The organism is Curvivirga sp. (assembly GCF_965219885.1).
GTDB lineage: Bacteria > Pseudomonadota > Alphaproteobacteria > UBA8366 > Aestuariispiraceae > Curvivirga.
On the sequence record NZ_CBDCOT010000009.1, the window covers coordinates 1,020,378 to 1,032,051 of the forward strand.

Here is an 11,674-nt window from a genome sequence, read left to right on the forward strand (position 1 = left end):
ACTAAGATTTATAGAATACGGAAGAAAAAATGACTGACGATCGCCCTTATCGCCCCTGTGTTGGCCTGATGCTCATCAACGATCGCGGTGATGTATTTGTGGGGGATCGCATTGATACACCAGGCGCTCACTGGCAGATGCCACAAGGTGGGATTGATGAAGGTGAAACCGCCGAAGTTGCCGCTTTACGCGAACTTGAAGAAGAAATTGGAACTGCTAAGGCGCGTATTTTAGCTGAATCTGAAGACTGGTATGCCTATGACTTACCAAAAGATTTGTCTCGTAAGATTTGGAAGGGACAATATCGTGGTCAGAAACAAAAATGGTTCTTATTGGCGTTTGAAGGGGATGATAGTGACATCCGTTTAGATGCCCATTATCAAGAGTTTTCAGATTGGCAATGGGCACCATTTGATGAATTAACTGATCTGATTGTACCTTTTAAACGGGATACTTATGAGAAAGTTACGGCTGAGTTTCGTAGCTTTGTGACCGATTATCTGCATGGCAAAATTTAAGCGAAAGCAAAGTTAGGAATAGATTATGAAACGATGCCATGTTGGAAAAGCTGTTAAGTTATCAATCTATGCTTTCGGGCTTTTAGGGACTGTAATGTCATTGCCCATGGGGCAAGTCGCCCAAGCAAATACAAATGATAATGAAGTTTCAACACGCCCTTATTATGGTCTTTATTTATCTGGTCGATATGCCAATCTGAATTCTGATTTTGATAACGCGGTTGCAATTTTAACCGAAGCTGTACGTCGGAATTCCGAACATGGTGCGGATGTCGAACCAGTTTTAATTGGGGAATTACGTGATTCATTATTGCGTTTTGGGGATATTGAAAAAGCGATTTCTTTTTCAGAGATTTTAGGCCAAAGCGGATCTTCTGATTATAATACACGTATGTTACTTCTTGCGAAGGCCGTCCATGCAGGTGATTTTGCAACAGCACAAGAGCTGGCGAAAAAAATCCCAAATGGTCGTGTTTTTAACGTTATCAAAAACTTATTGAAAGGCTGGATTGCGGTTGGTTTAGGAAATAAGCAGCTTGCGCTTTCTGAAATTAATCAACTTAAAGCGCGTTTTCCGGGCCTGTATAGTTTTATGAAAGGACAAATGTTGGACCAGTTAGGTGACCATAAAGGCGCAGAAGAAGCGTATATGGAGCCTGAAGGTTATGTAAGTCCAATGCAATTACCAACCGTCACATTCAGAGCTTATATCCGATCAATCTTTAATCAGGGTCGGAAAGATGAAGTGCGTGACCTGGTGACTGAATTCATTACCAAGATTGGTGATGGTCCGGCATTGAGCGAAGATTTACGCCTTCTCATGGAAGGGAAAGATCTAGTGCCGATGATAAAGTCGGCTGAACAAGGCGTTGGTGAAGCGATTTACCAAGTGGCGCAATTCTTAAATGCGCCAACAAATGACTTGGTGTTGGATCTAACCCGTGTTGCTGAATATCTTCATCCTGAACATCGTAATATCAAAATGTCAGTGGCCCAATATATGATGGGCAATGAACGTTTTGATGAAGCTGTTGCAGTATATGACCAAGTGAAGGATCTATATCCTTTTTTCTGGCAATCTGAGATCTATAAAGCGGAAGCTATTTGGGAAATGGGCGATAAGGAAAAAGCGCTGGATTTACTGGATGATATTGCCAGTGATCGTCCAAGCGATCTGGTTGCACTGGATTCCATGGCACGTTTTTATAATCGGGACCAAAATTACGAAGATATGGCGAAAACCATGGATCGCTTAATCGGTCGTATTAATGCGCCAACACATGCCCATTGGGGATACTATTATTTACAAGGTATCTCTTATGAACGTTTGAAGGAATGGCCGACCGCGGAAAAAGCTTTTTTGAAGGCGCTGGAATTGAGCCCGGATGAACCTGATGTATTAAACTATTTAGGTTATACATGGGTGGATAAAGGTCTGCATCTGGAAAAAGCACAAGGCATGTTGAGAAAAGCAGTAGACGCACGCCGTGGTAGCGGTGCTATTGCCGATAGTCTGGGATGGGCTTATTACAAGCTTGGTAAATATGAAGATGCAGTAAAGCTTTTGGAACGTGCGGTTGCGCTTGATCCCAATGAAGCTGTCATCGTGGAACATCTTGGCGATGCTTATTGGCAAGTGGGACGCAAACGCGAAGCACGTTTCCAATGGAACCGGGCAATGAAATGGCCAAGTGAAGAAGTTGATGTCGACGCTGTGCGTGAAAAACTTCAAAAAGGCCTGTAATTTCATCCTGAGGGATCATGGTAAAAAGTATTGAAGAATTCGCAGCCGCCAAGGTTAATTTAGACCTCTTGGTCACGGGAAAGCGTGAAGATGGCTATCATCTATTGGATAGCTTGGTGGTATTTACCGAATTTGGTGATCATATTCGGGTAAGCGAAGCAGAAGAGCTCAGTCTGGAAGTTTCAGGCCCATATAAATCAGCGGTGCCGCTAGATGGAAGTAATCTGGTGCTAAAGGCGGCCAAAGCTCTTCAGGCAAAATTGCATATCAAAACAGGCGCAAAGATACATCTGGAAAAGAATATACCCGCAGCCGCTGGTGTTGGCGGTGGGTCTGCAGATGCCGCAGCAACCTTAAAAGCTCTATTGCGTCTCTGGGATATTCAGATGCCTTTGGAAGAGCTCTCTGAGCTGGGATTGACGTTAGGAGCAGATATTCCTGTCTGTCTTCTTTCCCAATCTGCGATTATGCGTGGTGTTGGCGAAGATATTCGAAAGATTGTGCCTCTTCCGCCTTTATATATGTTGTTGGTAAATCCTGGCGTGTCACTTTCCACGCCCGATGTATTTAAAGCGCGTGTACCAGAATTTTCAGCTATAGCTGATCGTTCTTCTTTGATGGATAAAACTCAATCTCGACAAGATTTTCTAAACCTTTGTCTGGCACAAAAAAATGACCTGACAGAGGCTGCCAACTGTTTAGCGCCTGTGGTGGCAGAGGTCTTGAATGTGATTGAAAAACAACCGGATTGCCTTTTGGCCAGAATGTCTGGAAGCGGGGCCACTTGCTTTGGATTATTTGCTGATATAGAGGCAGCTGATATGGCAAAAAACGCCGTTTTGCGCTATAATACAGACTGGTGGGCAGAGGCCGCACTGATAAAGATGTAGTTTTTGTAAAAAAAATGCATTTTTTCGCATTTTGCCTCTTGTCATTACCGGACGAAAACAATAAATTGCGCGCCAACACACTGATGGGGTGTAGCCAAGCGGTAAGGCATCGGGTTTTGATCTCGTGTACCGTAGGTTCGAATCCTACCACCCCAGCCATATTTCTTGTAAGTCATTTACAAGACACAGTTTTGAGCCTTGATCCAGAAACAATCTGATCAAGGCTTTTTTGTGTATAGTGGATAATATACATCTCTTTAACTGTATACTCTAAAAAAATGGAGAAGATACACATTCTTGGCAAAGTTTGTGAAGTTAGGATTATTAGTTAGCGTTCGAATGATGAAGAACTGACTATAAATTACAAGAGTTGTGGGATTTAAACGAAGCAGTTATATTCATTAATGAAGAGGGGAAATATCTCTGATCGAGTGCTTTGAGCCCAGAGGAGATGGTTGATGTTGAATTTAATTCAATCAATAAGAAAATGTTGATTAGTCAAAAACTTGATAACTATCAAGTCGCAGCTGTATCGCGTTTGTTTTCAGCTAGTGTGTTTCGTGAATTGTCGCAAAAAGGGTATTCTCCTTTGTTTGCGAGACTTGCGACGGATGCGGGTATTTTAAATCAAATGCACGATGCGAACAGTGTTGGAGACGTTTTCGACACTGCGTTCGATATATTAAAGAAAAAAGACAACCGCCATGAGTACGCATATAAAGCTGCATTAACTCATAAAGTTCTACTTGGTATTCATTCGTTAAATACAGCAGCTATGATCAATGAATTCCGCGTTGGAAAGAGTAAGGCTGACACAGTAATTTTAAATGGTACAGGAACTGTTTACGAGATTAAATCAGAACGCGATACTCTATCTCGCTTGGATAAACAGATAAATGATTACAAAAATGTCTTTGCAAAAGTGAATGTGATTACAGGAGAAAACCATCTGGAAGGCGTCTTGAAAACTGTTTCCAAAGATGTTGGTGTGATGATATTGTCGGAAAGGTATAGCATTTCAACCTTGAGAGAGGCCCAAGATTTACCGGAACGTACCAGTCCCATTGCAATTCTAGATTCCATTCAGATCAAAGAAGCAAAAGCCATCCTTAAATTTTTGAATTTAGCCATCCCTGATGTTCCTAATACAAAAATGTATCCTGCGTTATGTGAAGTTTTCTTAGATTTAGAAGCCTCAATTGTGCATCGAGCCATGGTTGAGGTGTTGAAAAAATCTAGAAGTTTGACTCCTTTGTCTGATTTCATGGGTAGATTGCCAAACTCCTTGTTGCCAACTGCTTTTTCTACTAAGATTAGAAAACAAGACCATAATAAACTTTTTACGGCTGTAAACTCCACTATTAGTGAAGTTAAAAATTGGAACTAGGTTAACGAATGTATTACCCCTATATGCGAGGCAAACAAAACGAATTAATGGTAATTCGTGAAAATGCCAGTCTGCTTGCGGATGCTAATTTTACTCCTATTATCGAACCTGTGAAGTCCGCTATTAGTGGTCTTAAGAGGGCTCTTGATGAAGTTAGACTTGCAAATGGGAGGGCTGTTGTAATTGTTAATCCTCATCACGGTGAGTTGGCGAATGATGATGAAGAAACAATAGGTGCGTTGGTTGGTGACTATGAAGATGCAGATGGCATTCAATTAGGTATTCTTTTGACACAACAAGTTACATTGGAAGAAGTTACGGCACTTTTGGAAAAATATGATGGTGAGCAGTTAGTTTTTGTTCATTCAGGTTTTGGGAATGCAAAAAGTTTAGCCGCATGTTTAGGTGACGATAATATTGCTGGAGTTAAGCACGTCTTCATAGAGAAGCATTGTGGGAAATTGTATCAAAAACGTTTTGATGATGCTTATAAAGTTCTAATTCGTGATGGTTTCGATAAAAGGAAGAACAGTGAGTACCCCGATTATGAAAGTTTTTCTGACATTCATTTAACCTACGAGCTTGAAGGTGCGGATGCATTTGGTGACTTTTTGATTGTAGGAGATGAATTTAGTGAGTCGGGCGGCCCAGCATATGCGGTTGCAATTCATATAACGTGCATTGATGAAGACAATGAAGATGAGATATGGATACATCATTTTAAATCTGATCGAAATGACTCACCACAAGATCCAGCTGGTAAATTTGCGGAAGCAGTCGATAAGTTGGTAGAAGAATTGGATGAATTAGAAACTCATATTACAGAGACACGCGCAATGGAATCGTTTAGAGACTTACATGCGCGATCACATTTCCCTGGCTTGGGAGTAGTTAAAAAATTATCTATGCAGCATCATATTGAGATGTTAGCTGAGTATTTCGATAGTATAGATGACTGATAATTTATGCTGTCCTGATTGTATCGGTGACGAAGGTATGGGTAAGTTATTTCCCTTATTCGTTCCATATGAAGATGTATGTTCTTATTGTAACAAAACGTCAGCTGTCGCCTCTGTGACTTATTTAAGGGACTACTTTGATCCTTTGCTTTCAATCTACGAAGAGTCAGAAGATGGCGAGTATGTAACAGATCTTTTGCAGAGAGATTGGTGCTTGTTTCCAGATAAGGATCGAGCGCAAGCGTCTCTGCTGCTAGGAGATATTATTGAGGACGGCAATTTACCGAGAAAAAAATTCCATTGCTCAGAATCTGAAAAAAGTGATCAATTGAACGTCTGGAAGGAACTTTCCTCGGAATTGAAAGAAGCCAACCGCTATTTTCCTATTACAAGTTTGAATTTAGGGCGGTTGAAAGAACTCTGGGATCATATATTGGTTCGATCTGAAGTAATAGGGTTAAATTGGTATCGTGCGCGAGCTAACTCTGACGATCAGTGCTTCAATATCGATCAAATGGGGGCTCCCCCGGGGCGTAAGGCTTCTCATGGTCGGGCAAATCCGGTTGGAATCCCATACCTATATTTGGCTTCCAACTCAGAAACCGCTGTATGCGAAATTCGCCCACATACTGGTGAAACGGTAAATATTGCTAATTTCAGAATACCAGAAAAAATGACATTTGTGGACTTAAGAGAGCCAAGGAAACTTGTGTCTCCCTTCATGCTTGAGGGAGAAAAAGATATAAAGCTTATGAGGCAAGATATTGGTTTCTTGGAGTTATTAGGGGAAGAACTCACGAAACCAGTTTTACCAGAAAGTGCAGCAATCGATTACATTCCGAGCCAATATTTGTGCGAGTTTATTAAGAAATGTAATTTCGATGGAGTAATTTACAAAAGTTCAGTTGGCAATGGGATCAATCTGGCCATTTTTGACCCATATAAAGCAGAAGGTCATGAGGAAGTAGAAAAGCGTGTCGTCAAAAGCGTAACAGTCGAGACAGAAGTGGTAAACTGAATATGAATAGTATGTTCAGATTAAAGATCCATTATAATAAACTTTTGAGCATTCTAAGTTATGTCTTACTTTACCTAGCAACAGTAATTTGGACATTTTGTTTACGGTTATAATAGCGTTTGGCCCAATAGGTGACGGTATCATCCATATAGGCTTGCAATTCACTCATAGAGACCTGACCGTCTTCGTTACCATATTGTGGACCATCAGCTTCTCCCTTCATGCCTTTGATATAATGATAGGTGAAAAGACCGTTCTCTTTGTTTTTGGTCCAACTGGCCAGTTGATTGGTGGACCCGGCTGTTATCACGTTCAGTTTCGGGGGGATGGTTGTTTCTTCTGTATTCATAAAGACGGGGGATGCATTACGAATGACGGTGCCGGCATTACTATTTCCAGAAAAGCAGCTTTCTAGAATAACCGTGGTGGATTTTGTATTAATCTGACTGAGGTTTTTATAAAGTAAGTCTAGTGGATACCCGTCTAGATGAATGGTATCGGCGGTGGCATCAACGGGTACTAGATAGGCTTCTCCATTCGGGCCGGGTGCCCCATGACCCGCATAATATACATAAAGATCAGAGCGGCCTTCTCTGACCCAATTATAGGCACGTCCTTGATAGGTTCTATCATTGCCAAAGATGCGGGCTAAATCCGCCTTTGTTGCGTTGTTCAAATGAATGATATTTTCTTCGAGAATACCCAAGTTTTCCATGGCAAATTTTTTGAAAACTAAACCATCATTCTGAGCGGGTGTGACATCAGGAATATCCTGCCCCTTTGTGCGATAATCCTGGTTTCCGATGATGACCGCAATACTGGCAGCATTGGGTGCAGATCGATATGTATGGGTCGATTGGGTTGGTGTAAGGGATATGTCCTTAGGTTCAGCTAGGGCTATTTGAGGTTGCGCGGTTTGAATGGGGGACAACGTGTTAATTAACATTCTGAATTGTGTTTCGTTTTCGTATTTAGCCCTTTTATCGTTAACTTTATATAAAGCACATTTCCCAAAACTTTGATTATAGCCACCAACAATCGCGAAGAATGCATGGCATTCTTCAATTAATTTTTTATAAGTCTCAACAGGGTCACCAGTCACCACTGCACCAAAATATGAGGTCTTAGAAACATACCAGTCTTTGGATACCAGGATTTTGACTTGGGAGGAGGTATCCCAATTGTTGTATTCTATGCGGGTCATTTTTTTTGCATGACTAGCACTCATCATTGCGATGAGACAAATTATAGATAGGAAGAAGCTTTGTTTTACCTTAAGCAATTTTCCTTTCCTCCCCAAAAGCGCAAATTATTTAGATTACAATTATCTTTAAAAAATTAATCCAAAAATGACAATATCAGAACTGGTAAGTTGCACAAGTAACGAACAAGTCATTATGTTGGAATAGGTTATGAAGTGATTAGGAATGGTTTTACTCCAATCATGTTTGTTTTAATATCTGAAAGCCATTCAGATCTGAAATCTGGCGTAACCTTGAATTTGATAAGAGATTATGTCAGGATTTTTAACATAACATTCGGGGTATTTATGACTAATATGCATATGCGATTTTTGTTTGTATTTCTGATGACGATGTTTTTTACATCCAACATAAGTCGTGCTGAAACAGTTTCTTATGTCAGATATCAAACCGAAACTGGTATCCGCTTTGGTATTCTAAATGGAGATCAGATTGAAGAGTTAAGCGCCGGCCTCTTTCCAGTATCTGAAAAAACAGGAAAAAGAATTTCTGTGGATGAGGTGCGTTTGTTGCCGCCGACAGATGCGCGCAAAGTCTTTGCCGTTGGGATGAATTTTGCTAGCCATATTGCCTCTTCTTCCTCACAGCCACCGCCTTTGTTTTTAAAACTTCCTAGTTCATTGATTGGAAGTGGCGAAGATATTGTCCTGCCGTCAGATGCCAGTAATGTGCATTTCGAAGGTGAGCTTGTCTTGATCATTGGCAAGCGCGCAAAAAATATATCCGAAGAAGATGTAGAAGAATATATTTTTGGATTAACAGCCGGAAATGATTTAAGTGAGCGTAACTGGCAAGGACAAGATTTACAGTGGATGCGCGCGAAGGCAAGCGATGGGTTTGGTCCCGTCGGGCCGGTGCTTGTGACGGGACTTGATCCAAATAATTTGTTGCTAACGACACGGTTAAATGGCGAAATTGTGCAACAGGAAAATACACAGAATATGATCCATAAACCGTCTAAGGTTGTGAGTTACTTAAGTCGTTATTTTACGTTGGAACCCGGTGATATGATCTTTATGGGTACACCGGGGCGTACAAAATCTCTTAAGGATGGTGATATTATAGAAGTCACAATTGAAGGGATCGGAACATTAACAAATCGTATAAAGAGATAAAGTTTTAAATAGAGGAACTCCTCCGTTTATAGAAATTGGCTCAGAATGATCTTTGTCGTAAATCCACCAAGATATAATCCTAATCCAAAGATAAAATGTGTTATGAGGCTTTTTAGTCGTGCGTTATTGGGCTTGGGCAGATTGCTGCCTGCGATACCCATGCCGAAACATGGTTGCATCAGGAAGAAAGGAAATACAATAGTACTGATCCCAATAATTAGGGATTGAATAAAAGTCGGCGAAGACCCCCATATAAGAACCAGCATAGCCGCGAAAAGAATACCGATAACATAATGTGAAACCCAGCCGATTATGCTTTCTCCGGCGATTTTGGAACTTTTCCCAATACCTTGATGTGTTAGTTTTCCGTTGAATATATGGCCTATCCAACGACCAACCATGCCATAATTTAATCCCACAATATTAAAGGCTGCCTTTAAAAATAGAGCCCAGATATCCATGATGATGGTGGCAATGATACCAATAAGTGCGGCATGAATGAAAAATGATAGAATATCCATTTTTATCTTCCTGAAATCCAATATTGTTTTCAGGATAGAAGTTCAAGCCGACTTGAGGTCAAGAAAGAATTTATGTATCTGATGTTTGAAGATAAAAGACTAGTAGATATATCCCTCTACAATTTTTTCAATGCTGCCATTTTGTTGCATCTCAATAATGATGGAGTCTAGTTTTTCGATAAAATCATTTTTATAAGAGGGGTTGTTGTTTCTACTATAAGCTACATACCCCCATTCTTTTTTGATCACGGGTCCAAAGATTATATTATCTGCCTTGGCAGGTTTAATACTTTTCTTTTCAACTAATTTTTGTAAACCATATTCAATCGACATGCGGTCATTGGCGTAGCAAGGCACACGTCCGCCTGTAAGTTTCATCAGATTAACTTCATTGCCGTCACCACTTTCCAGCGTGATAACTTCAACGCCATTTTCAAATAAAATGGATCGATCAATGACCTCAAACCCTCTGTTAATGGCGATGGTTAGGCCGTGAAAGTCATTTGGCCAAAAAACGCGTCGGGTATTTCTAAAGACATCTTCACGACAGACGATTACGGTTTCTTCGGCATAGATAGGGACAGAGTATCGCGATATAAAGGGTCTTTCACTGGGGCGGTAATAAGGGGGAAGCAATCCTAAGGCGGTTCCCTTTTCAGTTTCTCGTAAAGCCCGTTTCCAGGGTAGGGGAATAAGGTTAATATGATATCCATCCAGTTTTTCATCTGCCATACGCAAGATATCCGGATAGATGCCTAATAAATTACCATTCTCACTATAGGAATAGGGGGGATAACTATTATCAGTTACAATAGTGACTGTTTCCTCTGCCAGAGTAGCGCTTGATAAAAGGCTCCCAAAGAGGAGGTGAAAACCAACCTTGATACATTTTGAAATCACGACAAGGATCTCCTAACAGCGTTGAGCTGAGATGAATTTCCGCGGATTGAACACCTAAAAATTTATGGGTTTACCTAATTTTCGAAGTGCGTTTTGAGTTATTTAAGCATAACTAGATTTCAAATACATTAATTAATTTAGGTTCTTATAATATATTAAGGCGGAGACATTTGATGTTAACAAAAAGGATCTTGCTAAAGAGATTAATGCATCAAATTTTTAGACGTGTAAGCCGCTTCATTCAAAGCTTTAAGTACTTCGATATCTATGCGTGCTCTATTTTCATTCATCATGGATTCAAACATGATGAGATGATGAAGGGCGGTCGGGATTTCGATATCCCACATTAATTTGGAAAGATTGCGTCGGGCCGCATCCAGATCCTGAGATTGAATATCATGTAGGATTAAAAGTAAGATTTTTTCATCATCACTTACCTTTCCACAGGATGCACAGCCAAGCAGAAAGGGTTTTCTAACATTCCTTGTGAGGAAACTTAGAAAGGAATCCCAATGATGGGCCGCATCCTTCCCGCCCAGAGAACAAAATTTCTGTGTCCAGATATTAAGGGCTTCATGCAACTGGTTGTCCTGAATGCCGCGCATATTTAGATGGGCAATTTGGGACCATACCCGTGTCACGCATAGGATAAACTCTGAATAATCTCGATATTGGCAAGGTACCAGTTCATCATCCAGATATTCATTCAGTAACTCCTGATCTTCCTCATGTTGAGTTTGAAAATGGAACATATGATGCATGGATGATTTTGTTTGTTGTTGAGACAAGATTTTACCCTAAAGTTGTATGTGAGACTGTAACTTGTCTTCATAGTAACGGCATTTAAAAATATATGCAATTAATAATCATTATTAAATAAGATTTTTATGTTTCATTTTCCAGTTGGTTAGATGATTTAATATTAGAATTATCTTGTATGTGATTTTGATTGAGTTACACTCATTTGCAGACAGCGTGTTTAAGGGAAATTCTGCTTACAGGGAAGGATTAAGCAATGAATAAATTTATGGGCGGTATATTGGGTGTATCTGGCATGTTCTTAGGATTGATATTGGCAGGCCCCTCAGCAACAGCGGGGACTGTTGTTGTGTGTAATTCACCAGCAACCGGTATGTGTGGCGAATATGATTTAAATAATGCGCAAACTGCGGAACAATATATGCAAAGTTGTAAAAGCATGGGCAGCCAAGCAAGTTATGGGGGGCAATGCAATCGATCGGGTGCGGCATGTCAACATAGCTCCGGGATCGGGTCAGTAACCACTTATGTATATAATCTAGATCCAAGTGTGGTTCATGAATCCTGCCGACAAAATGGGGGCACACCTTTATAAGGTGTA

Annotated in this window: 12 protein-coding genes and 1 tRNA gene; 9 read left to right on the plus strand and 4 right to left on the minus strand. The window is 40.5% G+C overall.

What is annotated here, in order from left to right; genetic code table 11:
* Positions 1-29 precede the first annotated feature (29 nt).
* From ACOQOA_RS10300 to ACOQOA_RS10330, 7 genes are all read left to right on the plus strand, one after another.
* Positions 30-518: an RNA pyrophosphohydrolase gene (locus ACOQOA_RS10300; RefSeq protein WP_420548550.1), complete on the plus strand. Its 489-nt coding sequence runs from the start codon at positions 30-32 to the stop codon at positions 516-518.
* Between the two features lie 25 nt (positions 519-543).
* Positions 544-2,262: a tetratricopeptide repeat protein gene (locus ACOQOA_RS10305; protein ID WP_420548551.1), complete on the plus strand. Its 1,719-nt coding sequence runs from the start codon at positions 544-546 to the stop codon at positions 2,260-2,262.
* 17 nt (positions 2,263-2,279) lie between these two features.
* Positions 2,280-3,152: a 4-(cytidine 5'-diphospho)-2-C-methyl-D-erythritol kinase gene (locus ACOQOA_RS10310; protein ID WP_420548552.1), complete on the plus strand. Its 873-nt coding sequence runs from the start codon at positions 2,280-2,282 to the stop codon at positions 3,150-3,152.
* Positions 3,153-3,236: 84 nt separating this feature from the next.
* Positions 3,237-3,311: transfer RNA gene (locus tag ACOQOA_RS10315), tRNA-Gln, on the plus strand.
* 292 nt (positions 3,312-3,603) lie between these two features.
* Positions 3,604-4,539, plus strand: coding sequence for a sce7726 family protein (locus ACOQOA_RS10320; protein ID WP_420548553.1), 936 nt, complete (start codon positions 3,604-3,606; stop codon positions 4,537-4,539).
* Between the two features lie 23 nt (positions 4,540-4,562).
* Positions 4,563-5,498 (plus strand): sce7725 family protein, encoded by a 936-nt coding sequence (locus ACOQOA_RS10325; protein WP_420550101.1) that lies wholly within the window; start codon positions 4,563-4,565, stop codon positions 5,496-5,498.
* The gene (locus ACOQOA_RS10330) at positions 5,491-6,516 is read left to right on the plus strand and encodes an RES family NAD+ phosphorylase (protein ID WP_420548554.1); all 1,026 of its coding nucleotides are present in this window, start codon (positions 5,491-5,493) and stop codon (positions 6,514-6,516) included. The genes ACOQOA_RS10325 and ACOQOA_RS10330 overlap by 8 nt, the downstream gene beginning before the upstream one ends.
* Positions 6,517-6,586: 70 nt before the next feature.
* Here ACOQOA_RS10330 and ACOQOA_RS10335 read toward each other — a convergent pair whose 3' ends face one another.
* A complete protein-coding gene (locus ACOQOA_RS10335) occupies positions 6,587-7,720 on the minus strand; it encodes a caspase family protein (RefSeq protein WP_420548555.1) in 1,134 nt (377 codons plus the stop codon).
* A 345-nt stretch (positions 7,721-8,065) separates the two neighbouring features.
* On the opposite strand from ACOQOA_RS10335, the gene ACOQOA_RS10340 reads away from it, so the two are divergent.
* Complete coding sequence (locus tag ACOQOA_RS10340) at positions 8,066-8,893, plus strand: fumarylacetoacetate hydrolase family protein (protein ID WP_420548556.1); 828 nt, start codon at positions 8,066-8,068, stop codon at positions 8,891-8,893.
* Positions 8,894-8,919: 26 nt separating this feature from the next.
* Here the strand turns inward: ACOQOA_RS10340 and ACOQOA_RS10345 are convergent, their stop codons facing one another.
* From ACOQOA_RS10345 to ACOQOA_RS10355, 3 genes are all read right to left on the minus strand, one after another.
* The gene (locus ACOQOA_RS10345; RefSeq protein ID WP_420548557.1) at positions 8,920-9,414 is read right to left on the minus strand and encodes a DUF2938 domain-containing protein; all 495 of its coding nucleotides are present in this window, start codon (positions 9,412-9,414) and stop codon (positions 8,920-8,922) included.
* Between the two features lie 99 nt (positions 9,415-9,513).
* Entirely contained in the window at positions 9,514-10,314 is an 801-nt protein-coding gene (locus tag ACOQOA_RS10350) for a substrate-binding periplasmic protein (protein ID WP_420548558.1), read from the minus strand.
* 203 nt (positions 10,315-10,517) lie between these two features.
* Positions 10,518-11,102, minus strand: coding sequence for a hypothetical protein (locus ACOQOA_RS10355; protein WP_420548559.1), 585 nt, complete (start codon positions 11,100-11,102; stop codon positions 10,518-10,520).
* Positions 11,103-11,329: 227 nt separating this feature from the next.
* On the opposite strand from ACOQOA_RS10355, the gene ACOQOA_RS10360 reads away from it, so the two are divergent.
* The gene (locus ACOQOA_RS10360; protein ID WP_420548560.1) at positions 11,330-11,668 is read left to right on the plus strand and encodes a hypothetical protein; all 339 of its coding nucleotides are present in this window, start codon (positions 11,330-11,332) and stop codon (positions 11,666-11,668) included.
* The last annotated feature ends 6 nt before the right edge of the window (positions 11,669-11,674 follow it).